This window comes from Xanthobacter flavus, from assembly GCF_017875275.1.
In the GTDB taxonomy this organism is placed as follows: Bacteria; Pseudomonadota; Alphaproteobacteria; order Rhizobiales; family Xanthobacteraceae; genus Xanthobacter; species Xanthobacter flavus_A.
Genome location: NZ_JAGGML010000001.1, coordinates 4,614,329 through 4,638,728, shown reverse-complemented (window position 1 = coordinate 4,638,728; position 24,400 = coordinate 4,614,329). Strand labels below are relative to the sequence as shown.

Genomic DNA, 24,400 nt, shown 5'->3' with positions numbered 1-24,400 from the left:
ACTTCTCCCAGGTTTCCCATCGACCGAAAACCCATTAGAAGCCATGCCATGACCGCATTCACTCCGCTTGCCATCCCGGATGTCGTCCTGGTCCAGCCGCGCCGCTTCGGCGACGCCCGCGGCTATTTCTGCGAGACCTATGTGAAGCCGCGCTACGCCGCCAACGGCATCGGGGCGGACTTCGTGCAGGACAACGAGTCGCTGTCGGCCGAGACGGGCACCATCCGTGGCCTGCACATGCAGGCGCCTCCCTTCGCACAGGCCAAGCTCGTGAGGGTGCTGAGCGGCGCCATCTATGACGTTGCGGTGGATGTGCGCAAAGGCTCGCCGACCTATGGCCGATGGGTGGGGGCGCGGCTCACCGCCGAGGGGGGCGAGCAGCTCTACATTCCTCAGGGTTTTGCTCACGGCTTTTGCACCCTCGCGCCGGACACGCGCGTCGCCTATAAGGTGGACGCGGGCTACGATCAGGCGAGCGAGCGCGGAATCATCTGGAATGATCCCGACCTTGCCATCGACTGGACCTGCGGCGACGGCGAGAAGATCCTCTCGGACAAGGATCGCATCCTGCCGCGCCTCAAGGACTTCGACAGCCCGTTCGCCTATCAGGGCACGGCGAGCGAAAGGTAGATTGATGCGGGTGCTGGTGACGGGAGGGGCGGGCTTCATCGGCTCGGCGGTGGTGCGGCACCTCGTGGGGCTCGGCCACCATGTTCTCAATTTCGACAAGCTGACCTACGCCGGGAATCTCGCCTCCCTCGCGCCGGTCGCGGACAGCCCGCTTTACGCCTTCGTGCAGGCCGACATCTGCGACGCCACCGCTGTGCGCACCGCGCTAGAGGGGTTCAAGCCAGACCTCGTGATGCACCTCGCGGCCGAGTCGCATGTGGACCGTTCCATCGACGGGCCGGGCGACTTCATCTCCACGAATGTGGTGGGCAGCTACACGATGCTGCAGGAGGCCCTGCGCTACTGGCGGGCGCTGCCGGGGCCGCAGAAGGAGGCCTTCCGCTTCCATCACATCTCCACCGATGAGGTGTTCGGCAGCCTCGGCGCGGAGGGGCTGTTCCGGGAAGACACCCCTTACCAGCCGAATTCGCCCTACTCCGCCTCCAAGGCGGCCTCGGACCATCTCGTCCGTGCGTGGTTCCACACCTATGGCCTGCCGGCGGTGATGTCGAACTGCTCGAACAATTACGGGCCGTACCACTTTCCCGAGAAGCTCATCCCCCTCGTCACGCTGAACGCGCTGGAAGGGGCCGAGCTGCCGGTCTACGGCACGGGCGAGAACGTGCGCGACTGGCTGTTCGTGGAGGACCACGCGGAGGCGCTGGTCCTCATCGCCACCAAGGGCCGTCCCGGCGAGAGCTACAATGTGGGCGGCGCCTGCGAGCGGCGGAACATCGACGTGGTGCGCACCATCTGCGCCATCCTCGACGATATCGTGCCGGATGCCGCTATCGGAAGGCGTGAGGGGCTGATCCGCTTCGTCACCGACCGGCCCGGCCATGATGCGCGCTACGCCATCGACTTCTCCAAGCTGAACGCCGAGCTCGGCTGGTCGCCGCGCGAGACGTTCGAGACGGGGCTCGAGAAGACCATCCGCTGGTATCTCGCCAACCGCCCGTGGTGGGAGCCTCTGCGCCAGCGCTATCAGGGCCAGCGGCTGGGGCTGGACAAGGCGCCGGCGACCGGCGCCAAACTGGGGCTCGCATCTTGACGCGCATTCTTCTGTTCGGAGCCGGTGGGCAGCTCGGACGCGAAACCGTGGCGCTGGCCGCCGAGCGCGGCATCGAACTCACTGCCCTCGGCCATGCCGAACTCGATATTTCCGATCCGGTCGCCGTCGCGCGCGCGCTCGAGGCCGCGCGGCCGGATGCGCTCATCAACGCTGCCGCCTACACCGCCGTGGACAAGGCCGAGAGCGAGCCGGACCTCGCGGCCCGCATCAATGCCTTCGCGCCCGGCCTCATCGCCGAACGCTGCGCCCGCTACCGCACGCCGCTGGTGCATGTCTCCACGGACTATGTGTTCGACGGCACCAAGCGCGGCGCTTATGTGGAGGCGGACCCCGTGGCGCCGCTCGGCGTCTACGGCCGCACCAAGGCGGCAGGCGAGGCGGCGCTGCGCGCGGCCTATGATCGCCACGTGATCGTGCGCACCTCGTGGGTCTACGGCGTCCACGGGAACAACTTCCTGAAGACCATGCTGCGCCTCGCGGGCGAGCGCGACCAGCTGCGCGTGGTTGCCGACCAGCACGGCTGCCCCACGGCCACGCGCGACCTCGCCGAGGCGGTGCTGGCCGCGGCTCTCGCGGCCGCGAGCGGCGATGCCCGCTGGGGCACCTACCATTTCGCCGGGCGCGGCGTGACCACCTGGCACGACTTCGCCAGCGCCATCGTCGCAGCGGCGGAGCCCCACACCGGCCGCAAGCCGCAGGTGACGCCCATCACCACGGCCGACTATCCGACCCCCGCCAGCCGGCCGAAGAATTCCGAGCTGGCCAGCGACCTGTTCGAACGCGCCTTCGGCGTGCGCGCCGCCCCGTGGGAGCAGCGCACCCGCGAGGTGGTGGACACGCTGCTGGCCAAAGTGCCCCAGCCGGAGGCGCCCGCACATTCCGCGCCGGCAACGCCCGCGCCGCAATCCGAGGAAGCATCGTGAAGGGTATCATTCTGGCCGGCGGCTCCGGCACCCGGCTTCACCCCATCACGCTGGTCGTCTCCAAGCAGCTACTGCCGGTCTACGACAAACCGATGATCTATTATCCGTTGTGCACGCTGATGATGGCGGGCATCCGGGACATCCTGATCATCACCACGCCGCACGATTCCGCGCTGTTCCAGGCGCTGCTGAAGGACGGCAGCCAGTTCGGCATCAACCTCACCTATGCGGTGCAGGAGCATCCGCGCGGGCTCGCCGACGCCTTCATCGTCGGCCGCGAGTTCGTGGGCAACGACCGCGTGGCGCTGGTGCTGGGCGACAACCTCTTCTTCGGCCACGGCCTGCCCGAGTTGCTGGCCGGCGCGGCGCGGCAGGAGACGGGGGCGACGGTGTTCGGCTATCCGGTCCACGACCCCGAGCGCTACGGCGTGGTGGAGATGGATGCATCCGGAAAGGTCCTCTCGCTGGAGGAGAAGCCGAAGGCGCCGAAATCCAACCTCGCGGTGACGGGTCTCTATTTCTACGACAACCGGGTGGTGGACATCGCCGCCGACCTCGCCCCCTCCCCCCGCGGCGAAATCGAGATCACCGACGTCAACAAGGCCTATCTGGAGCTCGGCGCGCTGCACGTCGCCATGATGGGCCGGGGCTTCGCCTGGCTCGACACCGGCACGCCGGATTCCCTCGTCGAGGCCGCGCAGTTCGTGCAGATCCTGGAGAAGCGGCAGGGCCTGCGGATTTCCTCGCCCGAGGAAGTGGCCTATCGCGCCGGCTTCATCGACCGGGCGGGCCTCGAAGCGCGGGCACACGACCTCGCCAAGTCCAGCTACGGCCAGTATCTGGCGCGCGTTGCGGCCGGAACCGCCTGAACAGGGCTCGGTCCGAGGGGCAACTGCGGACTCCCGCCGCACTTTTGAAGCGCGGCCGCATCCTGTAGGGTGACGGCCGTCTTCCCTTGAGCATTGCGGGATTTTCGCCATTCCGGCGCGCCGCACCTTGTCGAGACCGGACTTTCGAGATGAGCAATTTCAACGAAGAGACCGTCACCAGCGTCCACCACTGGACCGACAACCTCTTCTCCTTCACCTGCACCCGCGATCCCGGCCTGCGCTTCCTCAACGGCCAGTTCACGATGATCGGCTTGCTTGTGGACGGCAAGCCGTTGCTGCGCGCCTATTCCATGGCGAGCGCAAACTACGAGGAAGAGCTGCAGTTCTTCTCCATCAAGGTGCAGAACGGCCCGCTCACCTCGCGCCTCCAGCACCTCAAGGTAGGCGACAAGATCCTCGTCGGCCGCAAGCCCACCGGCACGCTGGTGCAGGATAGCTTGCTGCCCGGCAAGCGCCTCTACCTCCTGTCCACCGGTACGGGCCTCGCGCCCTTCCTCTCGGTGGTGAAGGACCCTGACGCCTACGACCGCTTCGAAAAGGTCATCCTCATCCACGGCACCCGCACCGTGGCCGAGCTCGCATATGACGAGTACCTGACCAAGACTCTGCCTGACGACGAGATCCTCGGCGAGGAAGTGCGGGAAAAGCTCGTCTATTACCCGACCGTGACGCGCGAGCCCTTCCGCAACCAGGGCCGCATCTCCGATCTCATCACCTCGGGCAAGCTCTTCACCGACCTCGGCCTGCCGGTGATCTCGCCGGAGGAAGACCGCCTGATGCTCTGCGGAAGCCCGCAGATGCTGAAAGACGTGGTGGAGATTCTGGAGTTGCGCGGCTTCAGCGAGGGCAGCCAGTCAGCTCCCGGCCAATATGTGATCGAAAAGGCATTTGTGGAGCGCTGAGAGCCCTGAAGGATGGCCCGCTCTCGTAGATCCTTTGAAGCGCCGTTGAACTTGCGGTGTCGATGCTCCCTCTGGCCGGCATCATATGATGTCTGCGAGCGACTCAGTGGCGCTCTCAGGGCAGGAGTGTCAATGGGCGTGGAAACCTGACTCCCTATCGGCGCCGAATGTTGCCCCTGTCGGGGGTCAATGGTGGCGGAGGTCAGGCGCGGTTCTTGAAGCGCCAGCTCTCGTTTTCGGTCTCGACGATGTCGCAGTGGTGGGTGAGGCGATCGAGGAGCGCCGTGGTCATCTTGGGGTCGTTGAAGACGCTCGGCCACTCGCCGAAGGAGAGGTTCGTGGTGACGATGACCGAGGTCTGTTCGTAGAGCCGGCTGACGAGGTGGAACAGGAGCTGGCCGCCGGACTGGGCGAAGGGCAGGTAGCCGAGCTCGTCGAGGACGATGAAGTCCTTGCGGGAGAGATAATCGGCCAATATTGCGTTCTTTGCGGACCCTGGCGGCCGGATCGGGCCTCGGCCTCCAGCTTGTTGACGAGGTCGACGACGTTAAAGAAGCGGCCGCGGGCACCCGAGCGGATGCAGGCCCGGGCAATGGCGATGGCCAAATGGGTCTTGCCGGTTCCGGTGCCCCCGATCAGCACCACGTTGCGCTGGTGGGCGAGGAAGTTGCCGCCGGCGAGGTCGCGCACCAGGGTCTCGTTGATGGGGGTGTCGTCGAACACGAAGTCGTCGATGTCCTTGGCCAGGGGCAGCTTGGAAGGGGAGTGTCAGGAATACGGGGGGCTTTGCGTCGGGCCATCGGGAACCTCCTTAGGGAGTGTCAGGAATTTCGTGTGGGGGCGGCGGGTTGAAGATCAGGCCGCCATGGCCTTTGAGAAGCGCTCGCCGAAGATAACGGCGAACTGCGCCTTTGCCATCGCCCATTCACGAGGCGCCATCTTCCACTCCTTTTCGGCGCGGTTCAAGACCAGGAAGAGGAGCTTCAGGGCAGCATCGTCCGTGGGGAAGTGTCCCCTGGCCCGCACGGCGCGGCGCAGCTTGGCGTTGAGCGCCTCGATGGCGTTCGTGGTGTAGAGGATGCGGCGCACCTCGGCGGGGAAGGCATAGAACGGCACGACCTCGCTCCAGGCCCGCCGCCAGCTCTGGGCGATGGCCGGATAGCGCCGGCCCCAGGCCGTGTCCTCGAAGGCCGTGAGCGCCGCCTCGCCGGCGGCCGCATCCACGGCTCGATAGATGTCCTTCAGCGCCGCGGCGACAGCCTTGCGGTCCTTGTACGATACGAAGTCGAGGCTGTGGCGCAGCAGGTGGACGATGCAGGTCTGGACCACCGCTTCGGGGAACACCGCCCGGATCGCGTCGGGAAAGCCCTTCAGGCCGTCGACGACGGCCAGCAGCAGGTCCTCGACGCCGCGGTTCCGAAGCTCGTTCATAACGCGCAGCCAGAACTTGGCGCCCTCGTTCTGCTCCAGCCACAGGCCGAGGATCTCCTTGGCGCCATCGGCGCGCACGCCGAGCGCGATGTGGACCGCCTTGTTGCGGACGATGCCCTCGTCGCGCACCTTGACCCGCAGGGCATCGAAAAACACCAGGGGATAGACCGGCTCGAGCGGCCGGGCCTGCCACGCGGCGATCTCCTCCAGGACGGCGTCGGTGACGACGCTGACGAGATCAGGCGAGACCTCGATACCATAGAGCTCGCGCAGATGCCGACGATCTCCCGGGCGCTCATGCCCCGGGCATACATGGACACGATCTTGTCGTCGAAGCCGGGGAAGCGCCGCTGGTACTTGGCGATGAGCTGGGGATCGAACGTCGCCTGACGGTCCCGCGGGATCTCCAGCTCGATCCGGCCGGTCTCGGTGGTGACGGTCTTGCGGCCATAGCCGTTGCGGCTGTTGCCGGCCTCCTCGCCCGCCAGGTGATGGTCCATCTCGGCGTTCAGGGCGCGCTCGGCCAGCGCCTTCTTCAGATCGTCGAGCAGGCCATTGGTGTCGAAGGCCGTCTTGGGATCGGCACCGGCCAGCAACTGGTCCAGCAGTTCGTCAGGAATACGGGGGGCTTTGCGTCGGGCCATCGGGAACCTCCATAGGGTCCATCATGACCGCCCCCACACGAAATTCCTGACACTCCCCGCTGGCCTGCGTGGGCGTCGAACACCATCTCCTGCGTCTCGCGCGGATAGGCCCGCACGAACAGCATCCGCGAATGGCACAGCCCGCACATGGGCGACGCGCACCGACACCGTGGTGCCGTTGATCAGGACAGCTCCCGCACGATCTCCTTGATGGACTTGCCGCGCACGAAATGCTCGCGCCGGATCCGCGCAATCGTATCCACGCCCTTCATCCCCAGCCCGCCCGTCGCAACAAAACGACGGACCATGAGCCAAGAGGGGGGGCAAAATTACACGCCGATCCCCCTCACAACGGGGTCAATCTTCCATGCCGAAACACACCTAAACACCGTCATTCAGCTTTTCTGCCCGTAAGAAGAGACCAAAGAGCCATCATCTGTGGCCTTGCAATTAAAAAGAGAAGTACCGGATAAGACATGCCCCCAAAGGCGATAAGGATGACAATTCGCTCACTGGCCGGAAGGGACGACAGGACGGAATGCATTGCTTCAATCCCCAGCCACATAAAAAGCGCAGCGACGAGAGGGCGCGCAAATGCGACCAAAAATTCAACAGAATTGACGGAATAATATTTCCGCGCCAACCAGGCGGATAGTGTCAAGCCAAAAAAACTAGCTCCAACTGAATATACAATACAAACTAGAAATGCCGAATGAAATGCAGCTACAACACATGGTATTATAACGAGAAAATATATTGCGATCGTGCGTCTAAAAACAACAGTCGCCATCCCTCCGGCGACGAGGGCCTGATTTACTATCGAAACCGGGATTTCAAAAGGACCATATACCGAGATCAACCGGAACAATTCGACGGTTGGCCCGCCATTCGACTGGCCAAGAAGGAGAGGAAGCAAGTCGGGCGCAACTGCTAGCATTCCAACGTAAACAGGTGAGGCGATGCAGCTTCCGGCTGAGATGGCGCGCACGATTCCTCGTCGCAATGCCTCAGAATTACCCTGCACTCGGGCGAATAGCGGGAGCGCTATGAAGCGGAGCGGTGCTACCACCAAAGCGGACAACAACGTTTGAAGGCGGAAGGCCAACTGCAGGGTTCCACCTGTTGCCAAACCAAGTTGTGCTGTCGCTACCAATTGAATGAGAGGCGTAGTGATCGATGAAAGCCAATATCGCCCGACTATGGCACCGAGCTTTGGACCAATTCCTTTGAGAAAATTCAAATCGATAACGAAAGCTGGGCGCCAGGGATGACTAACCAGTGTGAGAGTTGTGGACGTGATCGAATTTACCAGTATAAAAGCGACCATCGCCCAACCTTCAAAACCACGAAGGGCTAGAATGATGGACGCGGTTCCGGCGATAGAGGAGGCGATCGTGGTCCGAACCGCCAGGAATCGCATATTCAAAGATTTCCTGAGCAAGCCCTCGTGAACGCACGCAATGGATAAAATCAGAGGGCCGGCCGAGAGGGCTTGGAAAAACGGCAGCACTTCTGGCTCTCCAACCAATCGTGTGAAGGTCGGACCGAGGCATAGCAGCAAGATTGAACTGGCTAAGCCTACGATCACAGACATCCAGAAATATGACGCGAGCTTGATCTCGCTCGGCTCCCTTTCCTGCACAACCGACTCCGGCACAGCTGCAACGAAGGCGGACTGGAACATGAGCACAGGTGCTTGCGCAGCAGCAACCGCACCGATGTCCGATAGACCGATCCATCGCGAGAGAACGATGAATACAGCTGCGTTTAAGCCGATACGTGACCATTGCAGCATTACCGACCAGAGGCCCGCCCATGCATTTTGGCTGAGGAAAGCCATTACTCTTGTCTCCCTCTAGTAGTAGGCAGCCACGTCATTCAATCAGCGCTGACCTGTGCCGCGTTTCTCCTCCGGTTGAGGAGCGAGTCCGCCGGCTGATTTGTGACCTCAGGCGGCCACGGTTTCTAGTGTGATTGTTGCGGCATAATCGGCCGGGGGGATCGATTGCCCAGCGCCGGAGGGTGTAGTTCAGGTTGTATTCCTCCTTCTTCGGTTACAGCCCTCTTGCCATTATGAACCGCCCCGGGTCTGCCGGAGGCTGTTTGATGTGAATCACGCCGCCCGTTTCTGCTCGTCGAGCATGGCGTAGTAGCGTTCCTTGGCTGCGACCGGCGGGATGTTGCCGATGGGCTCCAGCAGCCGGCGATGGTTGAACCAATCGAACCAGGCCAGCGTCGCGAACTCGACGGCCTCGAAGGATCGCCAGGGACCCCGCCGATGGATGACCTCGGCCTTGTAGAGGCCATTGATCGTCTCGGCGAGAGCGTTGTCGTAGCTGTCACCCACGCTGCCGACGGAGGGCTCGATGCCGGCTTCCGCCAGGCGCTCGCTGTAGCGGACACTCTCGTATTGGGCGGATTCAATCGGTCGTCGCAACAGGGTTTTCCGTCCTATTCTAGCCATCTGTCCAGCGACATTCGGAACTGACCCTTTTCGTCATGAAGAACTGACCCCCATGCCGATTGCCCTTCAGGCGGTTGCGGGTTGAGGCGTCGCAGCGGCCTTTTGCAAAAGGCCGCTGCGACGCTTTTCGCGGAGCCGATAGCTATCTCCGCGGATGGTGATGACGTGGCTGTGGTGGAGCAGCCGATCGAGGATGGCGGTCGCGACGACGGGATCGCCGAAGACCGAGCCCCATTCTCCGACGGCCCGGTTGGAGGTCACGAGCATGGCGCCGCGCTCATAGCGGCGGCTGACGAGCTGGAAGAACAGATGCGCGGCGTCGGGTTCGAACGGCAGATAGCCGAGTTCATCGACGATCAGCAGCTTCGGCTTGGCGTAGTGGGTCAGCTTCTCCTCGAGCCGCCCTTCGCCATGGGCCTTGGCCAGTTGTGCGACCAGCGTCGTCGCCGGCGTGAACAGGACCGAGTATCCGGTGACGATGGCTTCGCGCCGGGAGTGTCAGGAATTTCGTGTGGGGGCGGTCATGATGGACCCTATGGAGGTTCCCGATGGCCCGACGCAAAGCCCCCCGTATTCCTGACGAACTGCTGGACCAGTTGCTGGCCGGTGCCGATCCCAAGACGGCCTTCGACACCAATGGCCTGCTCGACGATCTGAAGAAGGCGCTGGCCGAGCGCGCCCTGAACGCCGAGATGGACCATCACCTGGCGGGCGAGGAGGCCGGCAACAGCCGCAACGGCTATGGCCGCAAGACCGTCACCACCGAGACCGGCCGGATCGAGCTGGAGATCCCGCGGGACCGTCAGGCGACGTTCGATCCCCAGCTCATCGCCAAGTACCAGCGGCGCTTCCCCGGCTTCGACGACAAGATCGTGTCCATGTATGCCCGGGGCATGAGCGCCCGGGAGATCGTCGGCATCTGCGCGAGCTCTATGGTATCGAGGTCTCGCCTGATCTCGTCAGCGTCGTCACCGACGCCGTCCTGGAGGAGATCGCCGCGTGGCAGGCCCGGCCGCTCGAGCCGGTCTATCCCCTGGTGTTTTTCGATGCCCTGCGGGTCAAGGTGCGCGACGAGGGCATCGTCCGCAACAAGGCGGTCCACATCGCGCTCGGCGTGCGCGCCGATGGCGCCAAGGAGATCCTCGGCCTGTGGCTGGAGCAGAACGAGGGCGCCAAGTTCTGGCTGCGCGTTATGAACGAGCTTCGGAACCGCGGCGTCGAGGACCTGCTGCTGGCCGTCGTCGACGGCCTGAAGGGCTTTCCCGACGCGATCCGGGCGGTGTTCCCCGAAGCGGTGGTCCAGACCTGCATCGTCCACCTGCTGCGCCACAGCCTCGACTTCGTATCGTACAAGGACCGCAAGGCTGTCGCCGCGGCGCTGAAGGACATCTATCGAGCCGTGGATGCGGCCGCCGGCGAGGCGGCGCTCACGGCCTTCGAGGACACGGCCTGGGGCCGGCGCTATCCGGCCATCGCCCAGAGCTGGCGGCGGGCCTGGAGCGAGGTCGTGCCGTTCTATGCCTTCCCCGCCGAGGTGCGCCGCATCCTCTACACCACGAACGCCATCGAGGCGCTCAACGCCAAGCTGCGCCGCGCCGTGCGGGCCAGGGGACACTTCCCCACGGACGATGCTGCCCTGAAGCTCCTCTTCCTGGTCTTGAACCGCGCCGAAAAGGAGTGGAAGATGGCGCCTCGTGAATGGGCGATGGCAAAGGCGCAGTTCGCCGTTATCTTCGGCGAGCGCTTCTCAAAGGCCATGGCGGCCTGATCTTCAACCCGCCGCCCCCACACGAAATTCCTGACACTCCCAAGCGCGTGCGGCGCCTCATGGCCCGCATGGGGCTGGCCGCCATCTACCAGCGGCCGAAGACCACAGTGCGGCATCCGCAGCACCGCGTCTTCCCCAATCTCCTGCGGAACATGGCGATCGACGAGCCTGACCAGGTCTGGTGCGCCGACATCACCTACATCCCGATGCGGCGCGGGTTCCTGTACCTGGTCGCCATCATGGACTGGCACAGCCGCAGGGTTCTGTCCTGGCGGCTGTCCAACACCATGGAGACCGACTTCTGCATCGAGGCACTGGAGGAGGCCTTGTCCCGGTTCGGGCGGCCGGGCATCTTCAACACCGACCAAGGCAGCCAGTTCACCAGCCCGCGGTTCACCCAGGTGCTGCTGGATACCGGCGTGCGGATCTCCATGGATGGCCGCGGCCGGTGGATGGACAACGTGTTCATCGAGCGCCTCTGGCGGTCGCTGAAATACGAGTGCATCTACCTCAACGCCTTCGAGACGCGGGCCGGGATCGGCCGATGGATCACCTACTACAACCGCACGAGGCCCCACTCGGCTCTCGGCGGCAGAACGCCGGAGGAGGTCCATACGGCCTGCGACGGCATCAACATGGCGGCGTGACACACACCAGAACCAAGCTTAGCGAAGCCGCCAAACTGTCCGCCAATGCGGGACCACCTCAATGCCTGCCAAGCTGCAGCTATTCTTGCCCAGATCGATCCCGAGCACGGCGATGGGGGCCTCGTCATCGGTCCTCTCCTCCAAATCCGACATCGTCATCATGCCGGGAAGTGTGGGGCGGGCCATTCCATAAAAGCCGCGCTCATCTTCGGAGCGGCCTCCCGATGAAGTTCGGGTTCGTCGATGAGCATCGCGCTGTGTGGCCAGTTCGCGTGATGTGCGCGGCCCTCGGGCTGTCGGCCAGCGGCTATTATGCCTGGCGTGCCCGGCCGGAGAGCTTGCGCGCGCACACCAACCGGGCGCTCACCGACGACATCCGGCTGATCCACGCGCAGAGCAGCGGGACCTATGGCGCGCCCCGGATCCATGCGGTCCTGAGGGGGCACGGTCGGCGCGTGGGCCGGTCCCGGATCGAGCGGCTCATGCGCCGCGCCGGCATCCGGGGCCTGGCCGCCGTGCCAAGGCGCACGCGGACGACCGACAGCCGCCATTCCTATCCGATCGCTCCCAACCGGCTCGCCCGCAACTTCATGACCCAGGCCCCGAACCAGGTCTGGCTGGCGGACCTCACTTGCATCCCCACAGGCGAAGGCTGGCTCACCCTTGCCGGCGTGCTCGACATGCACACCCGCAAGCTGGTCGGCTGGTCCATGCGCGAGACATTGCACACCCAGATCGCGCTGGAAGCCCTCGCCATGGCCATCGAGCGCCAGCGGCCGGCACCCGGCCTGATCTACCATTCGGACCGCGGCATCCAATACGCTTCCGAAGCCTATCGCGGGGCGCTGCCACCGCGGGCATCACCCCATCCATGAGCCGCAAGGGCGATTGCTGGGACAATGCGCCAATGGAGAGCTTCTTCCACACCCTGAAAACCGAGCGGGTCCACCATCGCCTCTATGCCACCAGGGCCGAGGCGCGACGGGATCTGTTCGGATACATTGAGGGCTTCGACAATCCCCGCCGCCTGCACTCGGCCCTCGGCTACATCAGCCCGGCCGAGATGGAACGCAGAGCGGCTTAACCCCGTCCACTTTTTCGGGGAAGATCAGAACCGGAACTTATACCAACTAGCCTCCGCTGAAGCTCGAAGGGTTCAAAAATACAAGCGGCCGGCACCTAAAGCGGCGGCACGGCATAATCCACAATAGCGGTCCACCCCCCACGGACTGCAGCAATTTCGGAGCAGAACTACATGCCATACCTATCTCGACGCGACATATTGGTGTCTTCAGGAGTCGCATTGTTAGCAAATGCAACCCCGATTGCCGCCCGCCCGGCTCGCGCGAGGACGCTTGATGCACAAGCTTTCAGTCCGGAGGCAGGCGCCGGCGACGATGGCTCAGGCGCTGACAGCACCGATGCGCTTCAGGCCTTTCTTTCTGAACTGTCGCTAGGTAATTATACTCATGCTCGCATTCCTCCGGGACGGTATCGTTTGACGCGGTCGCTCTCGGCCGTATCGCCATCAATTGGCGACCTCGTCTTAGAGGCGACTGGGACCGAGTTTGTTTTCGACATTCCGAAACCCGAACGAAATCGGGCGTATCTGAGGATCAGCAACTCCGCCCGATTGGGTGGACGGCTTACACTCGTCGGCCTCACTACGCGCCTTGCCCGCCCGGCCATACGGGTCGGGGGATCTGACATGATCCGTCTGTCGGGCTTTCGCGAATATAATGTCGCGGGCATCGCAATTCCGTCCGCTGACAATATGGGGCTGACCATAGGACGCGGCGACCCCATGGGCTGGACACCGGACCGAATTATCGTTGAAAGCTGCATCTTCGGGGGACGCCGGGAGTCGCGTCTACACTCGCATGGATCGATCGGCGACACGGCAGTATGGATCGTGAGTCCGGCTATCGAAACTCGCGTAACCGGATGCCGTATTAGCGAAACAGGGGACGATGCTATCTATGTCGGCCATTCCAACACTAAGGCGGTCCTCCGGGTCGAAATTCGCGAAAATACCCTTGCCGATATCGGGGTGGGAATCGGAATTTCCGTTCCCGGTGCCGAAGTTGTCGGCAACCGAATCGACCGCACGAATGTGTGTGCCATTCGCTGCGAGCGCCAGAACGACAACCAAGCCTCCGGCGCGATAATTGAAGGAAACGTTATCTGCCGCGCCGGCCAACTCGAGGCTGGCGACATCGGAGAACACATCATCCCCAAGACCCACCCACACGCGATATTCGTGCACGAACCGGTTGGTCGAGTAACAGTCAGCAATAATCAAATCAAAGGGACACGAGGATGTGCACTTGTCGTTCTTTCTCATAATGACGGCCCTACAGAGAGCCTCTACGTCGAAGGGGGCCAATATGATCGAATTGGAATTGATCGCAATGGTACTCCGCTTGCCCACGGACGCTCCGCCGTATTTCGCCGTGCCGGGTTCGTCCCAAATGAGATCAGAAATTTCATCGCCCGCGGCGTGAGTGTGAGAGGCAGCAACCACCCGTTGTTAGATTGGACCGTATCAGGCTTTCATGCGGACGGACCGATATCGATGCTAGACGCACAGCTCATAGGCTGCGACTTGGGAAACCAACCTATCATCAAGCTTACAAGCCGATTTGGCGCCGGCCTCGAACCTGTCCATGTAAGTTACTCCAAAGAGAATTCGAAGATCACCAAAGCGGTCGAGACGTCGTACTTCCTCCAGGATCCGGACTTGAACGTGGCAGAAAAGACGTAAGCGTCGTCCTCAGGCCACGTTGCTGAGAACCGGCTGTGCCGGGTTGGCCCATGGCATCAGGTCGTCGATGCGGCTGTTGGGGTGGCCGTTGACGATGCGGGTGATGACGTCCGCGAGGTAGGCCTGAGGGTCGATGGCGTTGAGCTTGCAGGTCTCGACCAGCGAGGCGATGACAGCCCAGTGCTCGGCGCCGCCGTCGGAGCCGGCGAAGAGCGCATTCTTCCGGGTCAGGGCCAGGGGCCGGATCGAGCGCTCGACGATGTTGTTGTCCAACTCGACGCGGCCGTCGTCGAGGAACAGGGTCAGCCCCTCCCAGCGCGAGAGCGCGTAGCGGATCGCCTCCGCGAGCTTGGTCTTCTTGACGTTGCCCCCAACTTCTATCCAGCGGTGAGTTCGTTCTGGCGGTTGGATTTGCCCTGTCGGGCGTGCTGGGCGGCGGGGGCAGATGCGGAGCCGTTCATGTTGCGGAGCGTCTGATCCCGCCGCGGGTGGAACGTCGAGGCGAAGGCGCTTGGCGTCTGCCATCCGAGCTTCGAGTGCGGCCGGTCGGTGTTGTAATCGACCTGCCACCGGCCGAGAGCGGCTCTGGCCTGAGACAGGCTGGAGAACAGCGTCTCGTTCAACAACTCGTCCCGCAGGCGGCCGTTGAAGCTCTCGATGAAGCCATTCTGCATCGGCTTGCCGGGCGCGATGTAGTGCCACTCGACCCGGGCCGCGTCGGTCCAGGCCAGAATGGCATTGGAGGTGAACTCGCTGCCATTATCGCTGACGATCATCTTGGGCCGGCCGCGCTCTGCCAGAAGCCTGTCGAGTTCGCGAGCGACCCTGACCCCGGACAGCGACGTGTCCGCCACCAGCGCCAGGCACTCGCGAGTGCAGTCGTCCACGATGGCCAGCATCCGGAAGCGCCGGCCATCGGTCATCTGGTCGGCGACGAAGTCGAGCGACCAGCGCTCGTTCGGCCGCAGCGGGATCATCATCGGCGCCCGTGTCCCGATCGCCCGCTTGCGGCCGCCGCGCCGGCGGACCATCAGCCGTTCCTCACGGTAGAGCCGGAACAGCCGCTTGTGGTTGACCCGGAAGCCCTCCCGCCTGAGCAGGACGTGGAGACGGCGATAGCCGAACCGCCGTCGCTCCCGGGCGATGGCCTTCATCCGCTCACGCAGCGAGGCGTCATTCCCGCGCGTGGCTTCGTATCTCATGGTCATGCGGCAGAAGCCGGTGGCTTTACACGCCCGCCGTTCGCTCATCCCATGGGCTTCCATGAGGTGGGCGACAGCCCTGCGCTCGGCAGCGGACGTCACCACTTCTTTCCCAGGAGATCCTTCAGTGCGACGTTGTCCAGCATGGCGTCGGCGAGCATGCGCTTCAGCTTGGCGTTCTCGTCCTCGAGCGCCCGCAGCCGCTTGGCCTCCGATACGTCCATCCCGCCGAAACGCGCCTTCCACTTGTAGATGCTGGCGTCGCTAACCCCGTGCTTGCGACACAGGTCCGAGACCGGCACCCCGGCCTCGTGCTCCTTCAGGATGCCGATGATCTGCTTCTGTATTCGGTCCGGTGTCGTCAACCCCGATGATGGCACGTCGCGGGTTCTTTGCTTCTGTCCGTGGTCGAGGATCGCCACATGATGGTGTTCGATGGAATGACCGGTTCAAGCTCTTCGGCGTGCTCGGCCGCGTCAGCGGCTGCGACGACAGATCATGCGAACTCAATCATCCCGCGCCCCGCGACGGGCGTTCAGGGAACCACAGCCGGGTCGATCACGCCGCGGCCGCAGTCCATCGGAATTCCGTGCCGTTCCGCCACATGCTGTGAAGAACGACCGCCATCTTGCGAGCCAGAGCGACCTTCGCCCGCTTACTTCCCTGACGCTGAGCAATGCGCACCGCCCAGGCCTTCATCGGTGACCAGCGTGTGCTCGGTCGCAGGATGACGTTGGCGGCCTCGAACAGCGCAGTTCGCGTCTCCCCGTCGCCCACTTTGGTGATCCGTCCGGTCCGATCGATCTCGCCCGATTGATACCGCCGAGGTGTGAGCCCGAGATAAGCCCCGACGGACCGGGAGCGGGCGAAACGCTCGGGCGCATCGATCGTTGCTCTGAACGTCAGAGCGGAAACCGGCCCGATTCCGGGCATGGTCGTCAACAGGCGGCAGACCGGATCATTCCGGACAGCCTGGACGACCAGGCGATGAAGGCGCTGGTACTCCTGCATCAGTGCGTCCCGGGCTGCCAATAGGGGAGCCATCACCTCAGCCAGGATGGCGTTGTTGCCAACCAGATCTCGGACACGAGAGGCAAATCCGGCCCGCGACACGATGCCGACCTTCAAGCCGAAGGGACGGAGCAATCCGCGAAGTGTCTGCTCCGACGCGGCAATGGAGCGGATCAGGTGCTTGCGCGCCGCCACCAACGTTCGCGCGTGCTGGCTGCCGATGCTCTTCACGTGCACGACCTTGTACCAACCAGCCCTGACCACCTGGGCAATGCCGCGCGCGTCGTTCCGATCGGTCTTGACGGGCATTGCCGACAACGCCGCCTTCACCTGCCGCGCCTCCAGGCTGATGGCGGGAAAACCAAGCTCCGCCAAACCCGCAGTCAGCCATTCCGACATCGGCCCAGCCTCAAGCCCAATCTTCGCAATCCGATCCCGCCAAGGCTGGAGACACTGCGAGATGGCGGACGCCTCCGACGCCACGCTCGCCTCCTTCAGGATTTGACCTTCCCGGTCGATGACACAGACGGCTACGGAGTTCAAAGAGACATCAAGGCCGACGTACACCATGGGGACCTCCCGGCGCTGGGTTCAGGCCCCGATCGTCCTCTTCGCCGCCGAACGCCGCAAACGGCTCAAGAGATCAGGACCGAATACCCCATCTCCTCGGTGAAGCGGCTGCGCCTCATGTTCTGGTCCTCTCATTGGGCCAGAACGAACTTCAAACTGGATTAGCCAGGAGGGGCAACGTCACCGTGCATGCGCCCAGCAGAACGCCAGGCTGACCGCGTTGCGTCCCGCCAACGTCTTGTAGCCACCATAGCCATCGACCTGCAGGATGCCGGTGAAGCCGTCGAGATGGGCGACGGGCCGCTCGCCCTTGCGATCGGGGGCATAGACATAAGTGACGGCGGGCGGATCGGCTCCGCCCCACGGACGGTCGTCTCGGGCATAGGCGAAGAGCTGCCCGGTCTTGGTGCGGCCACGGCCGGGATCGAGCACCGGCGCCGTGGTCTCGTCGGCGAACAGCTTGGGCGAGCTCCTCAGCACTGCGAGCAGCCGCTCGTGGACAGGCCGCAGCAGGAAGGCCGCCCGTCCGACCCAGTCCGCCAGCGTCGAGCGGTCGAGCGCGATGCCTTGGCGCCCGTAGATTTGGGCCTGGCGATAGAGGGGCAGATGGTCGGCATATTTGGAGACAAGCACATGGGCGACGGTTGCCTCGGTCGGCAGTCCGCCGTCGATCAGGGGAGTGTCAGGAATTTCGTGTGGGGGCGGTCATGATGGACCCTATGGAGGTTCCCGATGGCCCGACGCAAAGCCCCCCGTATTCCTGACGAACTGCTGGACCAGTTGCTGGCCGGTGCCGATCCCAAGACGGCCTTCGACACCAATGGCCTGCTCGACGATCTGAAGAAGGCGCTGGCCGAGCGCGCCCTGAACGCCGAGATGGACCATCACCTGGCGGGCGAGGAGGCCGGCAACAGCCGCAACGGCTATGGCCGCAAGACCGTCACCACCGAGACCGGCCGGATCGAGCTGGAGATCCCGCGGGACCGTCAGGCGACGTTCGATCCCCAGCTCATCGCCAAGTACCAGCGGCGCTTCCCCGGCTTCGACGACAAGATCGTGTCCATGTATGCCCGGGGCATGAGCGCCCGGGAGATCGTCGGCATCTGCGCGAGCTCTATGGTATCGAGGTCTCGCCTGATCTCGTCAGCGTCGTCACCGACGCCGTCCTGGAGGAGATCGCCGCGTGGCAGGCCCGGCCGCTCGAGCCGGTCTATCCCCTGGTGTTTTTCGATGCCCTGCGGGTCAAGGTGCGCGACGAGGGCATCGTCCGCAACAAGGCGGTCCACATCGCGCTCGGCGTGCGCGCCGATGGCGCCAAGGAGATCCTCGGCCTGTGGCTGGAGCAGAACGAGGGCGCCAAGTTCTGGCTGCGCGTTATGAACGAGCTTCGGAACCGCGGCGTCGAGGACCTGCTGCTGGCCGTCGTCGACGGCCTGAAGGGCTTTCCCGACGCGATCCGGGCGGTGTTCCCCGAAGCGGTGGTCCAGACCTGCATCGTCCACCTGCTGCGCCACAGCCTCGACTTCGTATCGTACAAGGACCGCAAGGCTGTCGCCGCGGCGCTGAAGGACATCTATCGAGCCGTGGATGCGGCCGCCGGCGAGGCGGCGCTCACGGCCTTCGAGGACACGGCCTGGGGCCGGCGCTATCCGGCCATCGCCCAGAGCTGGCGGCGGGCCTGGAGCGAGGTCGTGCCGTTCTATGCCTTCCCCGCCGAGGTGCGCCGCATCCTCTACACCACGAACGCCATCGAGGCGCTCAACGCCAAGCTGCGCCGCGCCGTGCGGGCCAGGGGACACTTCCCCACGGACGATGCTGCCCTGAAGCTCCTCTTCCTGGTCTTGAACCGCGCCGAAAAGGAGTGGAAGATGGCGCCTCGTGAATGGGCGATGGCAAAGGCGCAGTTCGCCGTTATCTTCGGCGAGCGCTTCTCAAAGGCCATGGCGGCCTGATCTTCAACCCGCCGCCCCCACACGAAATTCCTGACACTCCCTCGATCAGCCGTGCCGGCGCGGGCGCTTGCACCACCACGTCCGCGCAGGACCGGCAGGCATATTTCGGCCGGCGCACCACCAGGACACGGAACTGGGCCGGCACCATGTCGAGCCGTTCTGCCACGTCCTCGCCGATGCGGTGCAGCTTGCCGGAACAGCACGGGCATATGTCGCTCTCGATATCGACCACGGTCTCGATCCGCGGCAGATGGGCGGGCAGCGCGCCGCGGTTTGCCCGGCGCTTCGCGACCCGCTCGGCCCTCTCGGCCGGCACCTGCTCCTCGGACGCGGCGAAGCCGGCGCCTTCCACCTGCTCGGCCTCTTCCAGCGCCAGCAGCAACTGGTCTTCCGGCAGGCTCTCCGCCCGTCGGCCGAAGCGGTGACGCTGCAGCTCCTTGATGATCTGGCGCAGGCGCTCGATCTCCGCGTCCCGCGCGATCAGCATCGCCTGGAGCGTCTCGGGATCGCGGGGAAGCTCGGTGGAGAGCGAAGCCATGACCCCGATAGAATCATATTCGCCAAGCCCCTGCGGGCCTCTTCAACTGGCGGCGACCGGTGTCGTCGTACCGCTGTGCCTCATGCACCCGCCGCCAGTCCAGGCCCTCGAGCAGGGCCTGGAGCTGGGTCGAGGTCAGCTGCAGGGTGCCATCCTCGATCTTCGGCCAGCGGAACTCCCCATCCTCCAGCCGCTTCGCCACCAGCACGACCCCGGTGCCGTCCCAGAACACCAGCTTCACCCGGTCTGCCCGCTTGGCCCGGAACACGTACACGGTGCCGGAGAACGGATCGGCGCCCATGGTCTCACGCACCAGGGCGGCCAGACCCTCCGCCCCATTGCGGAAGTCGACGGGTTTTGTGGCCACCATCACCCGGACCGCGCCGGTCGCCCCGATCACGATCCGGCCTTCAGCGCGCTGAGCACCGCCGCGATGGTCGCCGGCGAGGCCCCGTTCTCGATCGTCACCCGGCCCCCGGCGACGTCCACCTCGATGGCCGCAGCCCGGCGTTGCCGGCCACGCCGCCTCGGCCGTGACGGTGGGGCGGACAGTTCAGATGCGGGAGCCGGCTCCGACGCGACGACCGCCGGCACGAACGCCGGGATCATCTCGCTCGTTCCCGTCGCCAGGTGAACAGCTGCTGCGGTGACAGGCCGTGGCGGTGAGCAACCGCGGACACCACGGCGCCGGGAGCGAGCGTCTCTTCCAGGATCCGCGCCCGGTCGTCCGCCGTCCAGCGTCGGCGCCCCATCGCTCCGTTGATCACCTCAAAGCGCCGGACCTCGACCTCCGGCTCAAGTCTATGGTCAAGTCCAGACACAAAACGATCCTCCAATCAGGATCGCCAAACTGCGCTCTCACGTCCCACCGATGAAGGTGCTCCCAGGACGACGCTTACGAAAAGACTTAGCGGGAGCGGAATAGATGGCGCCGCGGAGCAGGGCGGACAACCGACGCCATTCCGCTCGGCCTTGATACAATATACACAATCAACAGGCTATAAACCAATTCTTGGCTTGTAATAAATGACGAATGGGTAGTCATAATTAGGCCTCCACATAATAGTCCATAGATGGACGCCCACCGAACACTAAACATCGAACGCCTATACGCGAGCTGGCAGAAAACCCCAAAAATAACGAGCACCAGACTACCAAATAACCAAAAATCAACGAAAGGCGCCATTAGAAACGGAACCTCACCGGCTGTCCGCCACTGACCCACCGAAAGCATTGATTCATCAATAAAATTATAAAATATCTTATCGGTAAAGGTGAAGAAAAATACAAATCGGAAGGAAAACCAGCCGAATGTCATCGCGCCATCAAGCAGCTCGGGTGCATTGACGGCGTTTAAAAAGTCATTATATATATAAAATAAAAGACCGTCGATGGCCTGATCTGACACTGAACTCGTCTGTGCAGCCGCCAAATGACCTAGCGTTATATATTGTTTAGCAGTCCACACGCCGAGCAGAATTGGAACGCCAATAGTCAAATATCTCAGCCCGATCAGGCGTCGGGCGGAAAGAGTTGCAGCAATATATGAGCCGATGCATGCAACGAAAAAGGTAATGCGCCCCGACATCAACAGCGGCATTACTCCAAGATAGGTAAGCGAAACAATCAAAATGCCCGTCAGCACCCTCCGTTGGTTTGCGGCTTTCGCATGAACAACATACGCAGCGCTAATCGTCGCAAGGCCGATAAATCCAAAGCTGATAAGGCGCCCACCTGGAAACGATGCATTGCGTAACACATCTCGAGCAGCCATATTCTCGCTAGCCGCGAGGTCTGCTAGCTGCGCAACTCCCCCCACTGTCATTATGGCTCCCCCGACCCAAAGCAGAGCGACGGCCATCGTAAAGCAAGAGAAAAGAACGAGCCGCCTGATGTCTGGGCTGTAGCTGGCTTCATCGCGACCCACGCCCCCACCCACTCCTCTGGCTGGAGCGGATAAATCAAACATCTTGGCACCGAGAACAAACAATCCAAAATTTATACCAAGGATCGCATAAGAGAGGAAACTCGACTCGTCGCGCAAATTTTCAGCGGAAACCAAGTATTCGAAATAGGGCATATCGCCCCGGAGCTTCGTTAAATAAACGTATACTGAAGCCGATACCAGCCACGTCGCTGTCAAAATACGAACGGGGGAAATAAGCGAATAAATGAATGAAAATGCATCGGAGCCGCGCCTTGCTGTTCGCGATTCGATACTTCCGCTATTCTGATCAAGCCGCCTCATAAAGCCTCACTCCGCGCCTTGGGGAACTCGCCCCCTGATCATCTTCATTCGCATCCATTTAAGGAGCGGCCGCTCAATAGTCATAAATACCACCTGTCCGGTAATCACCGCACCTATAACGGCAACTATAAGATAAAACCCGCCATTATGCTCCGCGCCAAACGGAGATAGCTTCGTCGTCAGAATTTGGATTGGCCGCTGAACGAACCTATGGGTGAGATAAAGAGAATACGAACTATCGCCAAGCGCAACGCCAATACGAGGAAGACGTGCCTCCGCCTTTGCTGGAAACAATAACACCACTGACAGCGTTATAATTGCAGCCGGCACACCTGCCGAAATAAATCTAGGCAACTCAATCGGCCGAGGCGGCGTATTTAAATAGTATAGAAGGATAAATCCGACTGAAATTAACGTGACTGAAACATACAAGTTTGCTTTTATCCGCCCATACCTTTCATATGCCATAGCAATAACAATTCCAAACGCGAATTCGATGATAATATTATGCGTCCAGAATCTAACAGGGGCAGACGCCCCCTTCGGCACCAGAATCCCGAGAATGGCTAGAGTGATAATGATCGCCACGGCCAGAAAACCGACGTAGCGTCGCGGCATAAGCAAGCACAAGGAAAATAGACAATAGAAAAACATCTCGTAATTCAACGTCCACCCTAAAGACAAAATCGGCGCCATGCGGCCATCCAGCGCCCTTGCATATGGGATAAAGGTAAATGACGTGATGATTTGCCAAATATCAAACCTGGCTTCCTTCACTCCGCCTGGAAAGAATACGACCACAACAACCATCAAAGCGGTTGAAATATAGTAAAGCGGAACAACTCGAATAAATCGGTTCTTTGCAAACGTCATAAACGGAGTGGGCGAGTCAGAAAGCTTAATACTTGATAAATAAATAATAAATCCGCTAATAACGAAAAACAAGTCTACGCCCTTTCCAAAGGCTTCGGTCTGAACCCAGGGCGTAAATCCAAAGAAGTACTTCGCTTCTTCAGATGCGTGGGCAATCGCAACAAGCAAGGCGGCGGCCGCGCGAAGGTATTGGATCGCCGGAAGCTGCCCATCTGCTTTCTTGGTCAATTGGATTCCCCTTCAACAAACACCGTCAGACCATTTTCGACGAACCACCTCAATTCAGTCCGAGCGCCACTGCGAATCCGTGGATCGTGTTGAGGCGTCGCATGTCGTGGCAAACATCTGAGCCGAAATCGACCCTAATGGGACATCTCCGCTTGCGCTTTCGTCGTGGTGGCGGCGCCGTCGGCGGCGCACCGGCTGCCCAACGACTTCTGCCTTTGGTAAAAAGGCCCGCCCAAGCCCGATCCCGACTATCGCGAGACACACAATAAGATAACCTGGTACCTGAAGTGAAAAATCTACGCTGGAATGCAACGCGCCAAGAAGGCCAACAAGGAGGGCAGCTAACACGTAGGGATCGCCGGGCCGCCGGATCACCGCGCGCAGCAAAACGACCGCCAGCAAAGCGGAGAACGCTACTACAAAAAAAGCGAGAGGAAGTCCGCCTTCGAATGCAAGCTCCAGAGGGGTGCTATGCCCGATATTGAAGCTTTCACCCACCTCTAAAGTCTCATCGCGAAACTGGGGAAAGCTCGACGCAAAACTGCCCAGACCATAGCCCATCAGCGGCCGTTCCAAAATTGCACGCCATATTAGCCCGTAGGCCGACCAGCGGGCATCTGCGTCGACGTTTAATCGCGTTTGGCGCAGATGCCACGCTTCGCCTGAGAACGCGAACACAAATGCCAGAAGGATAACGCAGGCTACCGCCGCAGCACCCAATGTACGTCCACGAAGTGGCAATTTCGAACCGACAGCTCCTACCGCGAGTAGGGCCGTTAACGCTACACCAGCACGTGATAAGGTCAGAGGCAGCAATAGAACGAGCACCAATGCGCTGAAAACAAGGGAAAAGTCCCCTTTAGCATCCCTATTTGCTCTGAAAAACGGGCGCCCTTCCCGCAATCGCTTCGTCGCTCGTGAGCACAATAGCGCCAATGCTGCGAGGAAGGCGGAGCCTAGATATGTTGCCGTCGTGTTCTTGTTAATAAAAAAGGCTGTTAATGCATTGCCCTGTACAAAAGGCCTAATCTCTTCGACCGACATGAGCATGGCAACAAGCCCAATGAGGCCGAGAACACATGCTGAAAAGATTACCGTCCTCAGGAGGAAATCAGCACGGCGACTATCCGCTCCGAACAACATCCCACCTGTGAGAACTAAGATTGCGAGCAAAGGGCGCCCAAAAAATTGTAGTGGCGAATTCGCGATAGACCCTGATAGGGGTGCAATGTCGAGCTCCAGAAGCTCCGACGTGGCGGACCAGATCGCCATCGGCGCCGGACCAGGAGAAATGCTCTGGAGCCAAGCGACAGAACCATAAGCGGTAATTACCATCCCAAAACCAACAAGCAGCGCGAACTGCCCAGCCCCCATGTTCCGATAACTCGCTAGGAGGACTATGAGCACCACAACTGATAGCCAGATCGCTACCCAAAAGAACGAGATTGAGCCGTCCGGTATCGGCGCGAAAAGCACCATGAAGAGAAATAAGCCAAACGCAAGGCGATCCGCGATACTATATTTTCTTTCGTTCCGCCGGGGCGAAACCGCAACTTGGCAGGCGCCGGAGCTCACAACACACATCGCAGTTTCCCAAAATTTGG

The 24,400-nt window shown here is 62.1% G+C and carries 15 protein-coding genes and 11 pseudogenes; 10 read left to right on the top strand and 16 right to left on the bottom strand.

The features are described from left to right. Window positions 1-48 precede the first annotated feature (48 nt). From rfbC to J2126_RS21870, 5 genes are all read left to right on the top strand, one after another. The gene (gene rfbC, locus J2126_RS21890) at window positions 49-630 is read left to right on the top strand and encodes a dTDP-4-dehydrorhamnose 3,5-epimerase (RefSeq protein WP_209488909.1); all 582 of its coding nucleotides are present in this window, start codon (window positions 49-51) and stop codon (window positions 628-630) included. A 4-nt stretch (window positions 631-634) separates the two neighbouring features. Further along, window positions 635-1,720 carry a dTDP-glucose 4,6-dehydratase gene (gene rfbB / locus J2126_RS21885; RefSeq protein ID WP_209488908.1) on the top strand — a complete coding sequence of 362 codons (1,086 nt, stop codon included), beginning with the start codon at window positions 635-637 and terminating at the stop codon, window positions 1,718-1,720. Beyond that, window positions 1,717-2,664 (top strand): dTDP-4-dehydrorhamnose reductase, encoded by a 948-nt coding sequence (rfbD, locus tag J2126_RS21880; RefSeq protein WP_209488907.1) that lies wholly within the window; start codon window positions 1,717-1,719, stop codon window positions 2,662-2,664. The genes rfbB and rfbD overlap by 4 nt, the downstream gene beginning before the upstream one ends. Continuing rightward, a complete protein-coding gene (gene rfbA / locus J2126_RS21875) occupies window positions 2,661-3,533 on the top strand; it encodes a glucose-1-phosphate thymidylyltransferase RfbA (protein WP_209488906.1) in 873 nt (290 codons plus the stop codon). The genes rfbD and rfbA overlap by 4 nt, the downstream gene beginning before the upstream one ends. A gap of 149 nt (window positions 3,534-3,682) precedes the next feature. Then, window positions 3,683-4,456, top strand: a complete 774-nt coding sequence (locus J2126_RS21870; protein ID WP_209488905.1) for a ferredoxin--NADP reductase — start codon at window positions 3,683-3,685, stop codon at window positions 4,454-4,456. 202 nt (window positions 4,457-4,658) lie between these two features. On the opposite strand, the pseudogene istB reads toward J2126_RS21870, so the two are convergent. The 5 genes and pseudogenes from istB to J2126_RS21845 all read right to left on the bottom strand — a co-directional run. Further along, window positions 4,659-5,215, bottom strand: a pseudogene (gene istB / locus J2126_RS21865) (IS21-like element helper ATPase IstB); the annotation flags it as partial. Window positions 5,216-5,311: 96 nt separating this feature from the next. After that, a pseudogene (locus tag J2126_RS21860) lies at window positions 5,312-6,531 on the bottom strand (IS256 family transposase). Window positions 6,532-6,922: 391 nt separating this feature from the next. Beyond that, window positions 6,923-8,371, bottom strand: coding sequence for an oligosaccharide flippase family protein (locus J2126_RS21855; protein WP_209488904.1), 1,449 nt, complete (start codon window positions 8,369-8,371; stop codon window positions 6,923-6,925). A 273-nt stretch (window positions 8,372-8,644) separates the two neighbouring features. Then, window positions 8,645-8,947, bottom strand: a pseudogene (locus J2126_RS21850) (integrase core domain-containing protein); the annotation flags it as partial. 114 nt (window positions 8,948-9,061) lie between these two features. Beyond that, window positions 9,062-9,484: pseudogene (locus tag J2126_RS21845) on the bottom strand (ATP-binding protein); the annotation flags it as partial. 59 nt (window positions 9,485-9,543) lie between these two features. Between J2126_RS21845 and J2126_RS21840 the strand changes: the two are divergent. The 4 genes and pseudogenes from J2126_RS21840 to J2126_RS21825 all read left to right on the top strand — a co-directional run bounded on the left by J2126_RS21840 (window position 9,544) and on the right by J2126_RS21825 (window position 14,174). After that, a pseudogene (locus J2126_RS21840) lies at window positions 9,544-10,763 on the top strand (IS256 family transposase). 41 nt (window positions 10,764-10,804) lie between these two features. Continuing rightward, window positions 10,805-11,410, top strand: a pseudogene (locus J2126_RS21835) (IS3 family transposase); the annotation flags it as partial. A gap of 191 nt (window positions 11,411-11,601) precedes the next feature. Continuing rightward, a pseudogene (locus tag J2126_RS21830) lies at window positions 11,602-12,494 on the top strand (IS3 family transposase); the annotation flags it as partial. A gap of 624 nt (window positions 12,495-13,118) precedes the next feature. Next, window positions 13,119-14,174, top strand: a complete 1,056-nt coding sequence (locus J2126_RS21825; RefSeq protein WP_209488903.1) for a right-handed parallel beta-helix repeat-containing protein — start codon at window positions 13,119-13,121, stop codon at window positions 14,172-14,174. A gap of 9 nt (window positions 14,175-14,183) precedes the next feature. Here the strand turns inward: J2126_RS21825 and J2126_RS21820 are convergent. From J2126_RS21820 to tnpC, 4 genes and pseudogenes are all read right to left on the bottom strand, one after another. Next, a pseudogene (locus J2126_RS21820) lies at window positions 14,184-14,534 on the bottom strand (IS66 family transposase); the annotation flags it as partial. Window positions 14,535-14,551: 17 nt separating this feature from the next. Next, a protein-coding gene (locus J2126_RS21815) for an IS3 family transposase (RefSeq protein ID WP_209490465.1) occupies window positions 14,552-15,741 on the bottom strand; the annotation gives its coding sequence in 2 pieces (ribosomal slippage) (window positions 14,552-15,492 and window positions 15,492-15,741; 1,191 coding nt in all). Between the two features lie 193 nt (window positions 15,742-15,934). Beyond that, on the bottom strand, window positions 15,935-16,957 hold the full coding sequence (locus J2126_RS21810) for an IS110 family transposase (RefSeq protein ID WP_209483277.1): 1,023 nt from the start codon (window positions 16,955-16,957) through the stop codon (window positions 15,935-15,937). Between the two features lie 183 nt (window positions 16,958-17,140). After that, window positions 17,141-17,632, bottom strand: a pseudogene (tnpC, locus tag J2126_RS21805) (IS66 family transposase); the annotation flags it as partial. A 57-nt stretch (window positions 17,633-17,689) separates the two neighbouring features. Here tnpC and J2126_RS21800 point away from each other — a divergent pair. Then, window positions 17,690-18,909, top strand: a pseudogene (locus tag J2126_RS21800) (IS256 family transposase). A 37-nt stretch (window positions 18,910-18,946) separates the two neighbouring features. Here the strand turns inward: J2126_RS21800 and J2126_RS21795 are convergent. The 7 genes and pseudogenes from J2126_RS21795 to J2126_RS21765 form a co-directional block, all read right to left on the bottom strand. Beyond that, window positions 18,947-19,447: pseudogene (locus J2126_RS21795) on the bottom strand (IS66 family transposase zinc-finger binding domain-containing protein); the annotation flags it as partial. 13 nt (window positions 19,448-19,460) lie between these two features. Further along, entirely contained in the window at window positions 19,461-19,847 is a 387-nt protein-coding gene (tnpB, locus tag J2126_RS21790; protein WP_209488902.1) for an IS66 family insertion sequence element accessory protein TnpB, read from the bottom strand. Continuing rightward, window positions 19,844-20,056 carry a hypothetical protein gene (locus J2126_RS21785; protein WP_209488901.1) on the bottom strand — a complete coding sequence of 71 codons (213 nt, stop codon included), beginning with the start codon at window positions 20,054-20,056 and terminating at the stop codon, window positions 19,844-19,846. Before J2126_RS21785 ends, tnpB begins: the two co-directional genes overlap by 4 nt. Next, window positions 20,053-20,199, bottom strand: coding sequence for a transposase (locus J2126_RS21780; RefSeq protein WP_209490463.1), 147 nt, complete (start codon window positions 20,197-20,199; stop codon window positions 20,053-20,055). The genes J2126_RS21785 and J2126_RS21780 overlap by 4 nt, the downstream gene beginning before the upstream one ends. Before the next feature lie 155 nt (window positions 20,200-20,354). Continuing rightward, a complete protein-coding gene (locus J2126_RS21775) occupies window positions 20,355-21,695 on the bottom strand; it encodes an oligosaccharide repeat unit polymerase (RefSeq protein ID WP_209488900.1) in 1,341 nt (446 codons plus the stop codon). Window positions 21,696-21,701: 6 nt separating this feature from the next. Beyond that, complete coding sequence (locus J2126_RS21770) at window positions 21,702-22,796, bottom strand: acyltransferase family protein (protein WP_209488899.1); 1,095 nt, start codon at window positions 22,794-22,796, stop codon at window positions 21,702-21,704. A 54-nt stretch (window positions 22,797-22,850) separates the two neighbouring features. Then, window positions 22,851-24,380 (bottom strand): O-antigen ligase family protein, encoded by a 1,530-nt coding sequence (locus tag J2126_RS21765; protein WP_209488898.1) that lies wholly within the window; start codon window positions 24,378-24,380, stop codon window positions 22,851-22,853. Window positions 24,381-24,400: the final 20 nt, after the last annotated feature.

What these genes read in the sequence shown, in the direction of transcription:
- rfbB (WP_209488908.1), top strand. Translation starts at nt 635, where the DNA reads ATGCGGGTGCTGGTGACGGGAGGGGCGGGCTTCATCGGCTCGGCGGTG.
- J2126_RS21765 (WP_209488898.1), bottom strand. Translation starts at nt 24,380, where the DNA reads ATGTGTGTTGTGAGCTCCGGCGCCTGCCAAGTTGCGGTTTCGCCCCGG.
- J2126_RS21825 (WP_209488903.1), top strand. Translation starts at nt 13,119, where the DNA reads ATGATCCGTCTGTCGGGCTTTCGCGAATATAATGTCGCGGGCATCGCA.
- J2126_RS21775 (WP_209488900.1), bottom strand. Translation starts at nt 21,695, where the DNA reads ATGAGGCGGCTTGATCAGAATAGCGGAAGTATCGAATCGCGAACAGCA.
- J2126_RS21870 (WP_209488905.1), top strand. Translation starts at nt 3,683, where the DNA reads ATGAGCAATTTCAACGAAGAGACCGTCACCAGCGTCCACCACTGGACC.
- J2126_RS21855 (WP_209488904.1), bottom strand. Translation starts at nt 8,371, where the DNA reads ATGGCTTTCCTCAGCCAAAATGCATGGGCGGGCCTCTGGTCGGTAATG.
- J2126_RS21810 (WP_209483277.1), bottom strand. Translation starts at nt 16,957, where the DNA reads ATGGTGTACGTCGGCCTTGATGTCTCTTTGAACTCCGTAGCCGTCTGT.
- J2126_RS21785 (WP_209488901.1), bottom strand. Translation starts at nt 20,056, where the DNA reads ATGATCCCGGCGTTCGTGCCGGCGGTCGTCGCGTCGGAGCCGGCTCCC.
- J2126_RS21780 (WP_209490463.1), bottom strand. Translation starts at nt 20,199, where the DNA reads ATGGGGCGCCGACGCTGGACGGCGGACGACCGGGCGCGGATCCTGGAA.
- rfbC (WP_209488909.1), top strand. Translation starts at nt 49, where the DNA reads ATGACCGCATTCACTCCGCTTGCCATCCCGGATGTCGTCCTGGTCCAG.